14 protein-coding genes are annotated in these 17,093 nt (G+C 71.1%); 8 read left to right on the top strand and 6 right to left on the bottom strand.

Annotated features, from left to right (window positions below; genetic code table 11):
* Positions 1-79 precede the first annotated feature (79 nt).
* Together ilvA and DFR74_RS33865 are read right to left on the bottom strand one after the other, a co-directional pair.
* Positions 80-1,435, bottom strand: a complete 1,356-nt coding sequence (gene ilvA, locus DFR74_RS33870; RefSeq protein WP_067514070.1) for a threonine ammonia-lyase IlvA — start codon at positions 1,433-1,435, stop codon at positions 80-82.
* Between the two features lie 54 nt (positions 1,436-1,489).
* Positions 1,490-1,924 (bottom strand): nitroreductase family deazaflavin-dependent oxidoreductase, encoded by a 435-nt coding sequence (locus DFR74_RS33865; RefSeq protein WP_067514071.1) that lies wholly within the window; start codon positions 1,922-1,924, stop codon positions 1,490-1,492.
* A 120-nt stretch (positions 1,925-2,044) separates the two neighbouring features.
* Here DFR74_RS33865 and DFR74_RS33860 point away from each other — a divergent pair, with 120 nt between their 5' ends.
* Positions 2,045-2,281 carry a hypothetical protein gene (locus DFR74_RS33860; protein WP_067514072.1) on the top strand — a complete coding sequence of 79 codons (237 nt, stop codon included), beginning with the start codon at positions 2,045-2,047 and terminating at the stop codon, positions 2,279-2,281.
* A 105-nt stretch (positions 2,282-2,386) separates the two neighbouring features.
* On the opposite strand, the gene DFR74_RS33855 is transcribed toward DFR74_RS33860, so the two are convergent.
* Complete coding sequence (locus tag DFR74_RS33855; protein ID WP_067514073.1) at positions 2,387-5,089, bottom strand: ATP-binding protein; 2,703 nt, start codon at positions 5,087-5,089, stop codon at positions 2,387-2,389.
* A 143-nt stretch (positions 5,090-5,232) separates the two neighbouring features.
* Here DFR74_RS33855 and DFR74_RS33850 point away from each other — a divergent pair, with 143 nt between their 5' ends.
* From DFR74_RS33850 to DFR74_RS33840, 3 genes are all read left to right on the top strand, one after another.
* Positions 5,233-5,589 (top strand): nuclear transport factor 2 family protein, encoded by a 357-nt coding sequence (locus DFR74_RS33850; protein ID WP_067514074.1) that lies wholly within the window; start codon positions 5,233-5,235, stop codon positions 5,587-5,589.
* Between the two features lie 106 nt (positions 5,590-5,695).
* Positions 5,696-6,118, top strand: coding sequence for a hypothetical protein (locus tag DFR74_RS33845; protein WP_067514075.1), 423 nt, complete (start codon positions 5,696-5,698; stop codon positions 6,116-6,118).
* Positions 6,119-6,424: 306 nt separating this feature from the next.
* Positions 6,425-7,660, top strand: a complete 1,236-nt coding sequence (locus DFR74_RS33840; protein WP_067514076.1) for a DUF2235 domain-containing protein — start codon at positions 6,425-6,427, stop codon at positions 7,658-7,660.
* On the opposite strand, the gene treY is transcribed toward DFR74_RS33840, so the two are convergent.
* The 3 genes from treY to DFR74_RS33825 are packed head-to-tail and all read right to left on the bottom strand — an operon-like array spanning position 7,638 to position 12,785.
* Positions 7,638-10,067, bottom strand: a complete 2,430-nt coding sequence (gene treY, locus DFR74_RS33835) for a malto-oligosyltrehalose synthase (protein ID WP_084538186.1) — start codon at positions 10,065-10,067, stop codon at positions 7,638-7,640. The two genes, DFR74_RS33840 and treY, sit on opposite strands and share 23 nt — an antisense overlap.
* An 11-nt stretch (positions 10,068-10,078) precedes the next feature.
* The gene (gene glgX, locus DFR74_RS33830) at positions 10,079-12,199 is read right to left on the bottom strand and encodes a glycogen debranching protein GlgX (protein WP_067514077.1); all 2,121 of its coding nucleotides are present in this window, start codon (positions 12,197-12,199) and stop codon (positions 10,079-10,081) included.
* A 52-nt stretch (positions 12,200-12,251) separates the two neighbouring features.
* Complete coding sequence (locus DFR74_RS33825) at positions 12,252-12,785, bottom strand: cupin domain-containing protein (RefSeq protein ID WP_067514086.1); 534 nt, start codon at positions 12,783-12,785, stop codon at positions 12,252-12,254.
* 29 nt (positions 12,786-12,814) lie between these two features.
* Between DFR74_RS33825 and DFR74_RS33820 the strand changes: the two genes are divergently transcribed.
* The 4 genes from DFR74_RS33820 to bioD all read left to right on the top strand — a co-directional run bounded on the left by DFR74_RS33820 (position 12,815) and on the right by bioD (position 16,768).
* Positions 12,815-13,246, top strand: a complete 432-nt coding sequence (locus DFR74_RS33820) for a MarR family winged helix-turn-helix transcriptional regulator (RefSeq protein WP_067514078.1) — start codon at positions 12,815-12,817, stop codon at positions 13,244-13,246.
* A gap of 289 nt (positions 13,247-13,535) precedes the next feature.
* Complete coding sequence (locus DFR74_RS33815; RefSeq protein WP_067514079.1) at positions 13,536-14,813, top strand: adenosylmethionine--8-amino-7-oxononanoate transaminase; 1,278 nt, start codon at positions 13,536-13,538, stop codon at positions 14,811-14,813.
* Between the two features lie 135 nt (positions 14,814-14,948).
* On the top strand, positions 14,949-16,097 hold the full coding sequence (locus DFR74_RS33810) for an 8-amino-7-oxononanoate synthase (RefSeq protein ID WP_067514080.1): 1,149 nt from the start codon (positions 14,949-14,951) through the stop codon (positions 16,095-16,097).
* On the top strand, positions 16,094-16,768 hold the full coding sequence (gene bioD, locus DFR74_RS33805) for a dethiobiotin synthase (RefSeq protein WP_067514081.1): 675 nt from the start codon (positions 16,094-16,096) through the stop codon (positions 16,766-16,768). Before DFR74_RS33810 ends, bioD begins: the two co-directional genes overlap by 4 nt.
* The last annotated feature ends 325 nt before the right edge of the window (positions 16,769-17,093 follow it).

Here is a 17,093-nt window from a genome sequence, read left to right as displayed (position 1 = left end):
ACCCGCGGCGGCGTGACGCGTCCGGACGGAGCACCCGCGGCGGGCTGAGGCGGCTGGAGGGAGCAGCCGACCGATGTGCCTAGGTCAGGTACCGGTAGGCCGGCGAGCCCGGCTCGAGCCGTTCGCAGCGGATGGGCGAGGCGTCCATCCGCTCCAGCAACTGCGCCAGCCCCTCGGGCGCGCCGAGTTCGATGCCGACCAGCGCCGCGCCGAACTCCCGGTTATTGCGCTTGACGTACTCGAACACGGTGATGTCGTCGTCGGGACCGAGCACCTCGTCCAGGAAGCGGCGCAGCGCGCCCGGCTCCTGCGGGAAGTCGACCAGGAAGTAGTGCTTGAGGCCGCGGTGCACGAGCGAGCGCTCGATGATCTCGCCGTAGCGGGACACGTCGTTATTGCCGCCCGACACCAGGCACACCACCGTCGAATCCGGCGCCACGTCGACCTCGGTGAGCGCGGCCACGGCCAGCGCGCCCGCGGGTTCGGCGATGATGCCCTCGTTCTGGTAGAGATCGAGCATGGTGGTGCAGATGGCGCCCTCGTCGACCTGCAGCAGCCGGAACGCGCCGCCGCCCGGGCGCGATTCGGTGGCGGTGAGCAACGGCAGCGACCCGTGCGACACCACGCGGCCGCCGAACTTCGCCACCGCGTCGTAGGGCACCTGGCCGATGCGGCGCACGGCGGCGCCGTCCACGAACGGGTCGATCTCGGGCAGCGTCACCGGGCCGCCCGCCACCAGCGCAGCGGTCATGGATGCCGCGCCCGCGGGCTCCGCGCCGAGGATGGCCGTCTGCGGGGCCCGTTCGCGCAGGTAGGTGCCGATGCCGGCGAGGCAGCCGCCACCGCCGACGGGGATCACCACCAGATCGGGCGCGGTGCCGAGCTGCTCGAGGATCTCCACAGCGATGGTGCCCTGGCCCGCGGCGGTGCGCACGTCGTCGAACGGCGGCACCATGGTGGCGCCGGTGCGTTCGACATCGGCGGCGGCGGCCGCGGCGGCCGCGTCGTAGGTCTCGCCGACCGCGATCAGCTCCACGAACTCGCCGCCGTGCACGCGGATGCGGTCGCGCTTCTGGCGCGGCGTGGTGGTGGGCACGTAGATGCGGCCCTTGATGCCCATGGCCTGGCAGGCGAACGCGACGCCCTGCGCGTGATTGCCCGCGCTGGCCGCCACCACGCCCGCGGCCCGCTCCTCGGGGCTGAGCTGGACGATGAGGTTGTAGGCGCCGCGCAGTTTGTAGGAGCGCACGGCGGTGAGGTCCTCGCGTTTGAGGTACACCCGCGCGCCGGTCAGTGCGGACAGGCGCGGGCTCAGCTGCAAGGGGGTGGGCTCGATGATGTCGGTGATCCGCTTGATGGCCGCGTCGATCTCGTCCGCGCTCAGGGCGGGACTCGCGGGGAACGTCTTCTCGATCACATCAAGCGGGTTGGACACCAGAAATATGCTGCCACCCCCCGCGTGCCGGCCGCGCGGCGGGTGGGCAACCCGTCAGCGTGGTGTGAGGACGAACACGGGGATCTCGCGGGTGGTCTTCTGCGCGTACTCGTCGTAGTCGGGCCACACCTGCACGGCGCGGTTCCACCACAGCTTCTTCTCCTCGCCGAACACCTCCCGCGCGGTGTAGTCCCGGGTGACCTCGCCGTCGCGCAGTTCGACGTGGGGTTCGGCGACGATGTTGTGGTACCAGACGGGGTGTTTCGGTGCGCCGCCCAGCGAGGCGACCACCGCGTACTCGCCGTCGTGCTCGACGCGCATCAGCGGGGTCTTGCGCAGCTTCCCGGTCTTGGCGCCCTTGGTGGTGAGCAGGACCACGGGCGCGCCGCGCAGCGTCGTACCCTTCGTTCCCCCCGAGTTCTCGTAGGTCTCGGCCTGTTCGCGGGCCCAATCGGACGTGCTCGGTGCGTACTCTCCGGCTAATGGCATGAGGGGGACAACATCGCGGCGCCGGGCGGTATTCCGAGTCGCGGACGACACATGCCGCGCGGCCGCGCCGGACACGAATGTTCGGTAGACCGAAACTCTCTCTCCGTATATCCTGACGACATGACGACGGTTCACCCTTCCTCCGTGGATATCGCGGGTACCGCGTGGCCGGTGTACAAGCTCGAAGCACTCGCCGCCGCGCTGGTCACGGGTGTGCTGCTCGGCCTGATCCTCGGCTCGCCCCAGGTGGCCGTGCTGGCCGGCGCCGCGGTCGCGGCCGTCCGGTGGATCGTGGGCGCGTACGCCGCCCGCCGTGCCGCGCCCGTGCGGTCGGTCCGCGCATCGTCCCTGCGCTGAACAGCGGGCCTGCGCGCGACACGTCCCGGACCTTCTCGCGTCTCGCGTACCTCCAGCGACCTCGGCCCGCAGCGCGCGTTACCCACCTCTCTCGACGGCCGGCTCTCAGTCCGCGCCGAGATCCTCCGCGCCCAGATCCAGAGCGCCGAGTTCGCCCCGCGAGACGACCCCCAGCTTCGGATACGCCTTGTACAGGTGATGTCCCACCGTGCGCGGGCTCAGGAACAACTGCGCCGCGATATCCCGGTTCGACAGGCCCTGCGCCGCCAGCCGGACGATCTGCAACTCCTGCGGGGTGAGCGCGGCGACCACCCCGGTCGCGGGCTTGGCCGCGGCGTCGGCACCGCCGAGCGCGCCGAGTTCGCCGCGCGCCCGCTCCGCCCACGGGCTCGCGTCCAGTCGCTCGAACGTCTCCAGCGCCGGTCGCAACTGCGCGCGGGCCTCGGTCTTGCGCCGGTGCCGCCGCAGCCACTCGCCGTAGAGGAGCTGGGTGCGGGCGTGCTCGAACGGCCTGCCGGTGCCGTCGAGCGCGGCGCGGAAGTGCCCGTCGGCATCCGAGTCGGGAGCCACCAACGCGCGACAGCGGGCGGCCAGCGCCGCGACCCACCCCTGTCGCGAATCCTCGGCCCACCCCTCCAGACGCCGCGTGCACTCCTCGGCCCGCGTCGTGTCGCCGAGCCGCACCGCGGCCTCGACCAGATCGGGGAGCGAGTGCAGTCCGATGACGTGGTGGCGGCACGGCTCCTCGCTGAGCGGCGTGAACCGGGTCAGGGCGCTGTCCACCCGTCCCAGCCCGAGGTCGAGCATCCCGAGGGCGGCGTGCGTCCAGGTCACGCCGGGTGCGCTCGCACCGCCGAACTCCTCCGCCAGCGCGCGGTCCACGTGCGCGCGGCATTCCGCTTCCGCCCCGCGCAACGCCGCGAGATAGGCGAGGCACGAGGCCAGCTGGCTCACCCACTGGCCTTGTCCGCTGTCCTCGGCGATGCGCAGGCCTTCGGTCGCGATGACCAGCGCCTCACCGGGGCGTCCGAGGAACAGCTGCGCCTCGGCGTGAAAGAACAACAGGGTCGGCAGCGGTCCGATGCGGCCCATCTCGCGGCATTCGGCGATCAGCTCCGCGGCGAGCTCGGCGACCTGCTCGTCCTGGCCGACGACCAACCCGGTGCCGCACAGTTGCGCCAGATCGCGCGGCCGGTCCCCGCCGCGTGCCGCCTCGGCCGCGTCGCGCAGGTCGGCGGTGTAGCGACCGTGCAGACCGTCGACCAGATACTCGATCGCCGCCGCCATGGGGTGTCCCTCGGGCAGGTCGAGCATCTTCAGCCGCTCGGTGATGCCCTCGATCTCGGCATCGCCCAGGTACCAGGCGATGTGTCCGGTGGGCGTGAGGATCCGCAGGGTCAGCGCCGGATCGATCGCGTGCGCGGCGTCGGCCGCGGCCAGCAATCTGCGGTAGGCCGGAAGGTGTTTGCCCGCACCGAATTCCGCGAGCCCGCGCACCAGATCCAGGCGGGCGGTCAGCCGCGGATCGCCGGTCCGGGCGGCCGCGCGTTCGGCGAGCGCGCCCGACAGGTCGACCAGTCCCGCTTCGCTCGCGGTCTCGGCGGCCAGCACCAGCCGCTCCACGGTGGCGGCGGGATCGGTGCTGAGCGCCGCGGCGCGTTCGTAGGCCACGACCGCGCCGTGGAAACCAGTGCGGGCGCGCGCCCGGTCGGCGGTGTCGGCCAGGGCGGCGGCGACCGACTCGTCCGGGCCGGTGGCGGCCGAGGCCGCGTGCCAGGCTCGCAGGTCGGCATCGGCGGGTGCGGAGAGCGTCTCGGCCAGCGCGCGATGCGCCGCCAGCCGCTGGGCCAGCGGCGCACCCCGGTAGATCGCCGACCGCAGCAGCGGATGCCGGAATTCGACGGTGCTCCCGTCGGTGCGGATCAGCCGCTCGGTCTCGGCGGGTTCCAGATCCGACACCTGCGCGCCGAGCGTCGCGGCGGCCGCCAGCACCGGTGCCAGGTCCGTGGTTCCGGCCGCGGCCGCGACCAGCAGCAGGGTGCGGGTCGCGAGAGGTAGCCGGGTGGCCCGCCCGTAGAAGGCGACCTGGAGACGTTCGGTCAGCGGCAGCGGATTCGGGCCGCTGCGAACGGATTCGGCCGCCAGCACGCCGGGCAGCTCGCGCAGTGCGAGGGGATTGCCCGCGGCTTCGCCGAGCAGGCGGTAGCGCAGGGCGGGCGGCAGGTCGGGGTCGTGCCGGTCGACCACGGCGGCCGCGGCCTCCGGGCGCAGCGGGCCCACGGTGAGTTCCGCGAGCCCGGGGGCGGGGAAATCGCCTGCGCCCGCCCTGGTCGCGAACAGCATCACCACGCCCTCGGCGTCGAGGCGGCGCGCGGCGAACAGCAGGGTCTCCGCCGAGGCGCGGTCGAGCCAGTGCGCGTCATCGATCAGGCAGAGCAGCGGCCCGTCGGCGGCCTCCTCGGCCAGCAGCGAGAGCACCGCCAGTCCGATCAGCAACCGGTCGCCGGGTTCGCGGTCACCGAGTCCGAACGCGCCGAGCAGGGCCGCCCGCTGCCGCTGCGGCAAGGTCTCCACCAGCGCCATTCCCGGCCGCACCAGCAGGTGCAGGCCCGCGAAGGGCAACTCCGCCTCGGATTCCACGCCCGCGCCGCGCACGGACGGGATGCCTTGGGCCGCCGCGTAATCCAGCAGCGCGCTCTTGCCGATGCCCGGTTCGCCCCGCAGCACGAGCGCGCCGCTGCGTCCCTCGCGCGCGGCGGCGATCAGGTCGTCGATCCGGGCCTGTTCGGTCTCGCGTCCGTGGAGCATCCGTTCACGGTACTGAGAAACCGGCACCACTTAGGTCATCGACCGCGAAAAGTACTTATGCGCGACTGATTCGGCGACCCCTACCGCCGCCATACGGTTTTCTCATCGCGCCGCACAGCGCACCGGACAACGAAGGAGTCACCGTGAACGACCTGGTCGCGCAGTACCTCGAACTGTGGAACACCACCGACGCCACCGCCCGCCGTGCGGGGATCGACCGCCTCTTCACCGACGAGCCCCGCTACGTCGACCCGCTCATGGCGGTCACCGGGCGCGACGCGCTCGACGCCGGTATCGCCGCCGTGCAGGACCAGTTCCCCGGCCTGGTGTTCCGGCTGGCCGGCCCGGTCGACGGCCACCACGACCAGGTGCGCTTCACCTGGGAACTCGGCCCGGCCGACGGCCCGGCGCTGGTGGTCGGCTTCGACGTCGCGGTACTGCGCGACGGCCGCATCGCCGACGTGTACGGCTTCCTCGACAAGGTCCCCGCCACCGCCTGACCGGGTCAGGCCCGGAGGTGGTAGCGCAGCGTCACCACGTAGGGCCCCGGGTCAGGCCCCTCGAACCCCGCCTGAAATTTTTCCTTCCACCGCTAGGAGATCCACCATGACCACCACGACCGCCACCAACCCCCTGTCCGGCCTGCTCGCCCCCGGCGACAAACTGCTCCGTCTCTCGCTGCGCCTCGACGCCGTCGTGACCGGCGTGAACGGCCTGGCCTACCTGGTGCTGGCCGGCCCGATCGAATCGCTGCTCGGCCTCGACTCCCGCATCGGCGTCGGCATCGGCGTCTTCCTGCTGGTGTACGCGGCGGGTGTGGGCCTGGTCGGTGCGCCCGCGTCGATCAACGCGACCGGCGTGCGCGCCGTCGTGGTGGGCAATATCGCGTGGTCGGTCGTGAGCCTGGTGGCCCTGGCCACCGGTGTGCTCGACCTGAAGGCGCTCGGCGCGGTGTGGGCCGTCATGCAGGCCGCGGTGGTCGGCGGATTCGCCGCCCTTCAGCTGCTCGGACTGCGTAAAGCGCGCTGACCACCTCATACACGGCCCCGGCCACGCGCCGGGGCCGTTCGCCTGCGCCGGACCCGTCACGCTGCGCCAGTTCACCTACGTGGGCTTCGAGTCCGAGGAGTCCGACGATTCGGGTGCCGTGTTCGGCGACCCGACCTGGCTCCGAGTAGTCCGCCGCCCGCCCCGAGCCCCGGTTCGTCCGGGGCCTTCTCGTATCCAGGTACGCGCGCAAGTCACCGTTACCTCTAGGCTTTCCGAAGCGTGATCGACAGATTCGAGTAGTCCGATACGCGCAATTCCGAGCGGCTGGAGGGGGACAATTCAGCTATGAAACGCCTGGTGGTGTGCTGCGACGGCACCTGGAAGGCCGAGAACAGCAGCACGGTCTCGAACATCGTCAAGATCGCACGGACGATTCCGGCGACGGCGCCGGCCGCCGACGGGTCGGGCGAGACGGTCTGTCAGCAAGTGATCTACGTATCCGGCCCCGGCGCACGGGGATTCACGGCCGACCGGTTCTTCGGCGGCGCGTTCGGGATGGGGTTGTGGGCGAATCTGTCGGCCGCGTACTGGCAGATCGCGTTGAACTGGGAGCCCGGTGACGAACTGTTCATCTTCGGGTTCAGCCGCGGCGCCTACACCGCGCGCAGCCTGGTCGGCCTCATCGACAAAATCGGCATCATGCGCGCCAAATCCATGCTCGAGGGCCACTATCCGACGGCGCTGCGGATGTACCGGCGGCGCGCGAGCAAGCTGCCCTGGGTGCGCAAACCGCCGAGCGAACGCGACTGGCGCGAGTTCCGCCGGGTGCACAGCCACCGCGACCGCTGGATCGACTTCCTCGGCGTGTTCGACACCGTCGGCGCGCTCGGCGTCCCCGGGATCACGTCCTGGCGGCACCGATTCCACAACGTGGCCCTGTCCCAGCACGTGCTGTGCGCGCGGCACGCGCTGGCCATCGACGACCGCCGCCGCGCGTTCACCCCGTGCCTGTGGGAGGTGCCGATCGAGCTGGGCGTCAAGTACGACCGGGTCAAGCATCGCGACGCCGAACGCGTGGAGCAGGTGTGGTTCCGGGGCGTGCACACCGATGTGGGCGGCGGCTACCCGGAGTGCGGGCTGTCCGACGCCAGCTTGCGCTGGATGGCGGCCGAGGCGGAGGCCGAGGGCCTGGTGTTCGACCGCGCGCTGCTCGACGATGTGATGGTGGGCTGCCAGGGCATCGAGGACCACGGCAAGCAGCACCCGTCCTGCGGGCCGCTGTACTGGGTCGACAACCTGCTGCGGGCGGTGTTCCGGCCGAACCCACTGCGGTTCCACCCGACTCTGCGTCGCAGGCTCGAGATTCCGGGCGACCACGGCGTGCTGCTGGCCTCCACCGTCTACGAGGACGAGAGCTACCGGCCTGCCAACTTGCAGCGGTGGCTGCACGCGCGCAACGGAGAGCCGCCCGAGGAGTTCGTGGAGATCGTCCCCGACGCACCGTCGGCGGTCGTGGGCACGCCGCGCAACGGCAGCCGCCCGGACGCCGAGGCGGAGCTCAGCGCACCAGCAGCGCGATAGGCAACCGGGTGAACACCTTCTCGAGCCGAACCCGGCCCTGGAAGGTGTGCCCGGTGAGCCGGTCGGTCCAGTTGCCCGGCGGCAGGTCCAATATCGTGTCGCCCCACCCGGTTTCGGACAGCGCGACGCTGTGTCGGGTGGCGGCGACGATCACCTCCGCCGGTTCCCCGAACTTGCCGCGCGCGTAGGCCACGAGCTTGCTCGCCTGCTCGCCGACACCGAACAGCGGGGTGTAGGCGCCGCCGACGAAACACTCGGGACGTTCGCGGCGCAGCCACAGCGCGTAGGCGACGATCCACATCTTCGCCGCGCCCGACGGATCGAGTGCCGGTGTGCCGGTGAGCGATTGGAGCATGCCGGTACGCGCCGAGAAATCGACCGGACGGCGATTGTCGGGGTCGACGAGCGTGTCCTCCCACAGTTCGCAGCCCTGGTACACATCCGGAATCCCCGGCCCGCACAGCTGGAGCAGCTTCTGTGCCAGCGCGTCCGACCACGCGTGCGGCGCCAGATCGTGGACGAGGTCGCTGAGTTCGGAGCCCACCGGACCGTCGATCACCGCGTCCATCCAGGCGTGCACCGACGCCTCGAATTCGGCATCGGGCTCCTCCCAGGAGGTGCGGGTGCCCGCCTCACGCATCGCCTTCTCGGCGAACTTGTGCAGGCGCTCGCGCAATCCGGGCACCGAGGAGGCGGGCCGCCCGTCGGCCGGCCAGACGCCGAACATGTTCTGTAACAAGAACAGTGCCGTCGCGCCGTCCGGGGCGGGGGTGGTCTCCAGCCACGACTCCACCGACCGCGCCCAGGTGCCCGCCACCTGGGAGAGCACGCCGATGCGGGCGCGCACGTCCTCGCCGCGTTTGGTGTCGTGCGTGCTGAGCGTGGTCATGGCGGCGGGCCAGCGCCGAGCGCGTTCGGTGTTGGCGAGGTGGAACTCGTTGAGCGAGTGGCCGAACCGCGCCGGATTGCCGCCCACCTCCTGGAGCGAGACCAGTCGCGCGGCCTGGTAGAACATGGTGTCCTCCACGGCTTTCGCGGTGATCGCGCCCCCGACCTGGTTGAACCGCACCGCCGCTTCGCCGTCGGCCGCCAGCGCGGCCACCAGCACGTTCAGCGGCGCGGTGAGTTCGCTGTTGCGCTTCTCGACCTCGGCGATCACCGCGCCGACCATCCCGGCCAGCGGTGTGTAGTCGGCGCGGTAGACGGGCATGAACGCCAGCACCTCGATGGTCGCGTTGGTCAGCGCCATGGTGTCGAAGCTCTCGGCGGCCGCGTCGCGTTTGATCGCCGCGACCAGCCGACGGATCTCCGGCGCCAGAATGCTTTCCGCGACGGCGCGTTTGATGCGGTGCTCGGTCTCGCCGATCCACGCGCGGTCGCTGCCGTGCCCGGCGAACCGGCGCGAGAGCTCGGTCAGCGCTTGCTCGCCGTCGGGGTCGATGAGCACGCCACCCAGTCCGGCCAGCGCGTCGTAGCCGGTGGTGCCGTCCACCGGCAGCGTCGGGTCCAGCGGTTCGCGGTTGGCCAGGATCTTCTCCACCAGCAGCAGCCGGTGCGGGCCGATCAGCTGGCGCAGTCGCGTGAGATAGGCGGCCGGATAGGACAATCCGTCCGGATGGTCGACGCGCACGCCGTCGATCAGATCGTGTTCGCACCAGGCCGCCAGCTCCCGGTGGGTCAGCTCGAAGACCTCGGGGTCCTCCTGGCGCAGCGCGGCCAGCGTGCTCACCGCGAAGAAGCGGCGGTACGTGCACACGCCCGCCTTCCAGCTCACCAGCCGGTAGTGCTGTTTGTCGTGGATGCGCAGCGCGTTGTCGCCGTCGGTGCCCGGCGCGATGGGGAAGCGCAGATCGTGCAGGGCCAGCATCGGTTCCGGGCCGGTGCGGTCCACCGTGAGGGCGGCCGGATCGTTCTCGCTCTGCAACACCGGCAGCGCCAGCCGCCCGCCCGCGCCGTTGCCCGGACTCCAGTCGATGTCGAAGAACCGCGCGTACGGCGATTCCTTGCCGTTGCGCAGCACATCCCACCACAGCGCGTTCTGGCGCGGATCGGCGACGCCGACGTGGTTGGGCACCAGGTCCACGATCAAACCCATACCGCGCGTGCGCACTTCGTCCGAGAGCGCCTTGAGCCCGAGCGGCCCGCCGAGCGCCGCCGAGACCGTGGTGGGATCGGTGACGTCGTAGCCGTGCGTCGACCCGTGCGCCGCGGTGAGGATCGGCGAGAGGTACAGGTGCGAGATACCCAGCTGCTGCAGGTATTCCGCGATGGCGCGGGCGTCGGCGAAGGTCAGCGCGTCGGGGCGCAACTGGAGCCGGTAGGTGCTGCGCACCGGGGTCGGGCGCGCGGCGACGCGGCCGATCGGGTCGGTGCGGTGGATGTCGGTGGGCGTACTCGGTGTGGTCATCGGCGTGTCGGTTAGAGGGAACAACGGAGGACGAGCAGACAGCGGGCGGGGACGGTGAGGACGGCGCCGGCCTCATGGGTGGCCTCGGCCGCGCCGTCGGGCGCCGAACAGTCCAGCGCCACCGTCCACGGACCGCCGTAATCGGTACCGGGCAGCGCGAATTCGAGATCCTGATCGTGGGCGTTGAAACACAGCAGGAACGAGTCGTCGGTGATGCGCTCACCGCGCGGGCCCGGTTCCGGGATGCCGCGCCCGTTCAGGTAGACGGTGAGCGATTTGCCGAAGCCGCTGTCCCAGTCCGCCGCGGTCATCTCCTCGCCGGCCGGGGTGAACCAGGCGATATCGCGGGTGTGGTCCTTGCCGCGGATCGGACGGCCCTCGAAGAACCGGCGCCGCCGGAACACCGGATGCTCGGTGCGCAACGCGATGACGCGCCTGGTGAATTCGAGCAGGTCGGCGTTGGTCTCGGCCAGCGACCAGTCCATCCACGAGAGCGGCGAATCCTGGCAGTACACATTGTTATTGCCGTGCTGGGTGCGGCCCAGCTCGTCGCCGTGGGCGAGCATCGGGGTGCCCTGGCTCAGCACCAGGGTGGCGAGCAGGTTGCGACTCTGCTTGGCGCGCAACGCGAGGATGTCCGGATCGTCGGTGGGTCCCTCCACCCCGCAGTTCCAGGACCGGTTGTGGCTCTCGCCGTCGCGGTTGCCCTCGCCGTTGGCCTCGTTGTGCTTCTCGTTGTAGGACACCAGATCCCGCAGCGTGAACCCGTCGTGCGCGGTGATGAAGTTGATGCTCGCGCTCGGCCTGCGCCCGGTGGCCTCGTACAGATCCGAGGAGCCCGTGAGCCGAGAGGCGAACTCGCCCAGCGTGGCCGGCTCGCCGCGCCAGTAATCGCGCACCGTGTCACGGTATTTGCCGTTCCACTCCGTCCACAGGCCGGGGAAGTTGCCCACCTGGTAGCCGCCCTCGCCGACGTCCCACGGCTCGGCGATGAGCTTCACCTGGCTCACCACCGGGTCCTGCTGCACCAGGTCGAAGAACGTGGAAAGCCGGTCCACATCGTGCAATTCGCGCGCCAGCGTGGCGGCCAGATCGAAGCGGAAGCCGTCGACGTGCATGTCGAGGATCCAGTAGCGCAGCGAATCCATGATCAGCTGCAAGGTGTGCGGATGGCGCACGTTGAGGCTGTTGCCGGTGCCGGTGTAGTCCATGTACCGCGACGGATCGGTGTCGAGCAGGCGGTAGTAGGCGGCGTTGTCGATACCGCGGAAGTTGATCGTCGGGCCCAGGTGGTTGCCCTCGGCGGTGTGGTTGTAGACCACGTCCAGGATCACTTCGATGCCCTCGGCGTGCAGCGCCCGCACCATCGCCTTGAACTCGGTGACGGCGGCCCCGCCGCGCGGGCTGGCCGCGTACTCGTTGTGCGGGGCCAGGTAGCCGACGCTGTTGTAGCCCCAGTAGTTGCGCAGTCCCTGGTCCAGCAGCACCCGGTCGTGCAGGAACTGGTGCACGGGCATGAGCTCGATCGCGGTGACGCCCAAGCTCTTCAGATGCGCGACCACGGCCGGATGCGCGATGCCCGCGTAGGTGCCGCGCAGTTCCTCGGGCACGTCGGGATGGGTCATCGTCATGCCCTTGACGTGCGCCTCGTAGAGCACCGTCTCGTGGTAGGGGCGGTTCGGCGCGCGGTCGGTGCCCCAGTCGAAGAAGGGGTTGATGACCACGCCGGTCATGGTGTGGCCCAGGGAATCCAGGCCGTGCGTGTACAGCGAGGGGTCGTTGTCGAAGTCGCCGTCGAACGCCTTTCCGTACGGGTCCAGCAGCAGTTTGCTCGGATCGCAGCGCAAGCCCTGGTCCGGATCCCACGGGCCGTGCACCCGGAAGCCGTAGCGCTGGCCGGGGCCGATGGTGGGGAGGTAGGCGTGCCAGACGTAGCCGTCGACCTCGTCGAGGCGGACGCGGGTCTCGGTGCCGTCCTTGGCGATCAGGCACAGCTCGACCGCGTCGGCGACCTCGGAGAACACCGAGAAGTTGGTGCCTGCCCCGTCATAGGTCGCGCCCAGGGGGTAGGCCGTTCCCGGCCAGACGCCGAGTGGCGTGACGTCACCGGGCACTGCGTCGGGCTGGGCCATGCCCACGACAGTAGCGTGACGCCCGGTACCGGGCGGTGTGTGGCCGCCGGGCTCACATAGTGGAACGGATGCGTCGTTCGTAACCCACGCGCCGGGCGGTTGCCGCCAGTCCGCCGAAGACTATGCGTTGAACTGCGGCCGGGACGCCCGCGATATAGCCGTCCTGTAGTTCCCACAACAGAGCCAATGCGAGAGGGTTACGCGGCACACGACCACGGGTGGTTCTGCCGTCGACGTCTAGCCGTTGCCATAGGCGGAACATCTCCCAGTGCTGTGCCGGGGGCCGGATCTCGTGGTCCATCACGGTGTCGGGGGACTCGTTCCAGAACTCGTGGACCGCGCGCGGGGGAGCGGTGACCGTGTCGCCGGGGTTGGCGACGGTCTCCTCGCCCTCGATCCGAAAGCGCAACCGGCCCTGCCGAACCGTCCAGCTTTCGGTGATCACCGGGTGCCAGTGTGGGCCGGCCTGTCGTCCGGGCTCGGGCAGCACGTGCGACAACCGTAAGTACGGACCGCGGTCATCGGCGCTCTGGTCGACGAGCGTGACCCGGTGGCCGTTGCGGAAGGTGAGCGCCGAACTGGTCATGGTCAATTTATAAAGGTAACCTTCCTATTGTGTCAACGGCCGAACCCACCCTCCTGAAACTCCTGGTCGAGGCGACCCGCGCCTACGAGTCCGCCCTCAACCGCGACCTGCGCGCCGCCCTCGACCCCGACCTGCGGCCCGCCCACTACGCGGTCTTCCGCCATCTCTCCCCGGAGGGCTCGCGCGTCACCGCGCTCGCCGACGCGGCTGGGATGACGCAGCAGGCGATGGGGGAGCTGATCACCCACCTGGAGCGCCGCGGGTATGTCGAGCGGCGGGTCGACCCGTCCGACAAGCGCGCTCGGCTCGTGATGACGACGGAGTCGGGCCGTGCCGCGGTGGCTTTCGCGGCCGATCGCCTGGCCGAACTCGACGGCAAGCTGTCGGCGGCGCTCGGGGTGGACGCGGTCGCGGGGTTGCGTGCGGCGCTGGGGCGAGTGCCCGACGTGATCGGCGATTGACGGTCCTCGCGCTCCGCCGGCGCGCAGGAGCGATGCTTGCTTCGCCGTGCGTGTCGTTCGCCGTTCGGCGGGAGCGCGCGGCCGGCCGGCGAGTCGGTCGCGTGGTCGTCTCGCGACGAGTTCCCCCCATCCGGCACTGTCGCGGCAAGCCGGCGTGGTGGCCGAGGGGAGGGGGCATCGGTGGCGTGCTCCCCGCCGACCGTGACCGATACCCCGCATCCCCGTCGGGTAACGCCCGGTCCGGTGGTAACTTGAACACCGTTCAAGGCCGACGACCGCGAGGATTCCCGTGCCACTGACCCCCGATGAGATCACCGCCATCGATGCCAAGCACGTCTGGCACCCCTACGGCGGCTTCCCCGCGACGACCGAGCCGCTGGTCGTGGCGTCGGCGTCCGGGGTGCGGCTCACCCTCGCCGACGGACGTGAACTGGTCGACGGTATGAGCTCCTGGTGGGCCGCGATCCACGGCTACCGGCACCCGGTACTCGACGCCGCGTTGCTGGAGCAGTCCCGGCGCATGAGTCACGTGATGTTCGGCGGACTCACCCACGAACCCGCCGCCCGGTTGGCCGAACTCCTCGTCGAGCACACGCCCGCCGGGTTGGACAAGGTGTTCCTCTGTGATTCCGGGTCGGTGTCGGTGGAGGTCGCGGTGAAGATGTGCCTCCAGTACTGGCGCAGTCTCGGCCGCCCCGGCAAGCGCCGCCTGCTCACCTGGCGCGGCGGCTACCACGGCGACACCTTCACCCCGATGAGCGTCTGCGACCCCGACGGCGGCATGCACGCGCTGTGGACCGACATCCTCGCCGACCAGATCTTCGTGCCCACCCCGCCGCGCGACTACTCCGCCGACTACGCCGCCGAGCTGACGCGCGCCATCGGCGAGCACGCGGGCGAACTCGCGGCCGTCATCGTGGAGCCCGTGGTCCAGGGCGCGGGCGGTATGCGCTGGCACGACCCGCGCTACCTCGCCGACCTGCGCCGCGCCTGCGACGCCAACGACGTCCTGCTCGTCTTCGACGAGATCGCCACCGGTTTCGGTCGCACCGGCGCGCTCTTCGCCGCCGGCCACGCGGGCGTCAGCCCCGACGTGATGTGCGTCGGCAAGGCCCTGACCGGCGGCTACCTCACCCTCGCCGCGGCACTGTGCACCTCGCGCATCGCCGAGACGATCAGCGCGGGCCACGGCGGGCTCATGCACGGCCCGACCTTCATGGGCAATCCCCTCGCGTGCGCGCTCGCGGTCGCGTCGATCGAGCTGCTGCTCTCCCGCGACTGGCGCGGCGAGGTCGCCCGCATCGAACGCGACCTCACGCAGGGTCTCGCCCCGGTCCGCGACCTTCCCGGCGTCGCCGACGTCCGCGTCCTCGGCGCGATCGGCGTGGTCGAGCTGGACCAACCCGTCGACATGCGCACGGCCACCGCCGCCGCGGTCGACGCCGGCGTCTGGCTCCGCCCGTTCCGGAACCTCGTCTACACCATGCCGCCGTTCATCAGCACCCCCGACGACATCGCCACGCTCACCGCGGGCATCCGCGCGGCGGTCGCGGCGCAGCGGGGCTGACTCCTGCTCGCGGCGGCTCGGCGGTGCGTCCGAAGACTTCGCTGCGGGCACTCGTACGACCGCCGCGAGTCACGCGTGGGTCCCCGCCCCCGGACCGCCCTGAACACCGTTCAAGTATGCTGCTCAGCTGTGAGCATGGATCCGTTGAGCTGGTTGGACGAACGCGCCGCGCAGCGCGTGGACGCCGGGTTACGGCGCGAGTTACGCCCGCGCGCCGCGCGATCGGCGTCCATCGACCTGGCGTCCAACGACTACCTCGGCCTCACCCGGCACCCCGAGGTGATCGAGGGGGCGGTCGCGTCGGTCCGGCGCTGGGGCGCGGGGTCCACCGGCTCCCGGTTGGTCACCGGCACCACCGCCGAGCACGAACAGCTCGAGGCCGAGCTGGCCGAATTCGTCGGCGCGGAAGCCGGATTGGTGTTCGCCTCCGGCTACGCCGCCAATCTCGGCGCGGTCACCGCGCTGGCGGGGCGGGGCGCGCTGATCGTCTCCGACGCGGGCAGCCACGCCTCCCTGGTGGACGCCTGCCGCCTGTCCCGGGCGCGCGTCGAGATCGCCCCGCACCGCGACGTCGCCGCGGTCGACCGCCTGCTGGCCGCGCGCACCGAGGAGCGGGCGCTCGTGCTCACCGACTCGGTGTTCAGCGCCGACGGCGACCTCGCGCCACTCGCGGATCTGCACTGCGTCACGCGGGCGAACGGCGCCGTGCTGATCGTCGACGAGGCGCACGGTCTCGGTGTGCGCGGCATCGGCGGGCGCGGTCTCGCGCACGAGGCGGGGTTGGCGGGAGAGCCCGACCTGATCATCACCGCGACCCTGTCCAAGGCCTTCGCCGCGCAGGGCGGGGCGGTGCTCGCGAGCGAACGGGTCCGCGCGCACCTGATCGACGCCGCCCGCACGTTCATCTTCGACACCGGCCTGGCGCCCGCGGCCGTCGGCGCCGCCCGCGCCGCGCTGGGCCTGCTGCGCCGCGACCCCGATATGGCCGGTCGCGTGCTGCGCCGCGCCGCCGACATCGCCCGCATCGCGGGCGTGCCGGAACCCGACTCGGCGGTCGTGTCGGTCGTGCTCGGCGAGGCCCAGGTCGCCTACGACGCGGCGCGAGCCTGCCGGGAGCGCGGGCTCGAGGTCGGTTGCTTCCGGCCGCCGTCGGTCCCCGAGGGCACGTCACGGCTGCGCCTCACCGCGCGCGCCGACCTCACCCCGGCCGAACTCGACACCATCGCGACCGTCCTCGGCGAAGTCCTGGCCGCGGCGCGCGGAGCGGACCCGGTGCCCGCATGAGCCTGCTGTTCGTCACCGGAACGTCCACCGAGGTCGGCAAGACGGTCGTCACGGCCGCGCTGGCCGCCTCGGCAATCGCCGCCGGCAAGAGCGTCGCGGTGTGCAAACCCGCGCAGACCGGCATCGCGCCGGGCGAACCGGGCGATCTCGCGGAGGTCGAACGTCTGGCCGGGCCGGTGAAGACGCTCGAACTGGCCCGCTATCCCGAACCGCTGGCCCCCGACACCGCCGCGCGCCGCTGCGGCCAGCCGCTGCTGACGCTCGCGGAGACCGCGGCCGCCGTCCGCTCCCTGTCGGACGCGGACCTCACCCTGGTGGAAGGCGCCGGGGGACTGCTCGTCCGGCTGGGGGAGTTCACCCTCCCCGATCTGGCGCGCGAACTCGACGCACCCGTCGTGGTCGTGGCCGCCGCCGGGCTCGGCACCCTCAACCACACCGAGCTCACCGTCCGCGCCCTCACCGCCGCCGGCGTGCGCTGCGCGGGACTGGTGATCGGCGCCTGGCCCGCCGAGCCCGACCTCGCCTCGGAGTGCAACCGCATCGATCTGCCCCTCGTCACGGGGGAGGACGTCGTGGGTGTCGTGCCCGCGGGCGCCGGCTCCTGGAGCCGGGACAGGTTCGTGGCGGCGGCCCCCGGGTGGTTCATCCCGGGTTGGCTCGCGGGGCGCTAGACGTTCAGGGCCGATTCACCGCCTCTACCTGCGGATTTGACATCGTGCACACGACTACGTAACTTATTCCAGGTCAGAGCGACACGGACACCGACCCGGAGCCGAGACGCTAAGCCGAAAGGCTGGGCGAGGGCGACGGGAAACGAGGTAGGACGAGGAGCGCCTGGCGATCACACTGGTTCGGTTGGTTCCTGGATTTGGTTCTGGGTGTTGGTCGGGCTAAGCTGAGAAAAAGTTGCCTCTCTGAAGTACCGGGTGATTCTGGTGTGGATGGGTGTGCGTGTGTTCTTTGAGAACTCAATAGTGTGTCGATGAATGTCAGTGC

Source organism: Nocardia puris (assembly GCF_003315035.1).
Classification (GTDB): Bacteria; Actinomycetota; Actinomycetes; order Mycobacteriales; family Mycobacteriaceae; genus Nocardia; species Nocardia puris.
Note: the sequence above shows the minus strand (reverse complement) of the source record. Positions and strands in the feature narration are given on the sequence as shown.

Bases quoted from the DNA above. Each gene is read 5' to 3' on its own strand.
- DFR74_RS33855 (WP_067514073.1), bottom strand. From the start codon at position 5,089: ATGCTCCACGGACGCGAGACCGAACAGGCCCGGATCGACGACCTGATC.
- treY (WP_084538186.1), bottom strand. From the start codon at position 10,067: ATGACCACACCGAGTACGCCCACCGACATCCACCGCACCGACCCGATC.
- DFR74_RS33860 (WP_067514072.1), top strand. From the start codon at position 2,045: ATGACGACGGTTCACCCTTCCTCCGTGGATATCGCGGGTACCGCGTGG.
- glgX (WP_067514077.1), bottom strand. From the start codon at position 12,199: ATGGCCCAGCCCGACGCAGTGCCCGGTGACGTCACGCCACTCGGCGTC.
- DFR74_RS33810 (WP_067514080.1), top strand. From the start codon at position 14,949: ATGGATCCGTTGAGCTGGTTGGACGAACGCGCCGCGCAGCGCGTGGAC.
- bioD (WP_067514081.1), top strand. From the start codon at position 16,094: ATGAGCCTGCTGTTCGTCACCGGAACGTCCACCGAGGTCGGCAAGACG.
- DFR74_RS33840 (WP_067514076.1), top strand. From the start codon at position 6,425: ATGAAACGCCTGGTGGTGTGCTGCGACGGCACCTGGAAGGCCGAGAAC.
- DFR74_RS33845 (WP_067514075.1), top strand. From the start codon at position 5,696: ATGACCACCACGACCGCCACCAACCCCCTGTCCGGCCTGCTCGCCCCC.
- DFR74_RS33825 (WP_067514086.1), bottom strand. From the start codon at position 12,785: ATGACCAGTTCGGCGCTCACCTTCCGCAACGGCCACCGGGTCACGCTC.
- DFR74_RS33865 (WP_067514071.1), bottom strand. From the start codon at position 1,924: ATGCCATTAGCCGGAGAGTACGCACCGAGCACGTCCGATTGGGCCCGC.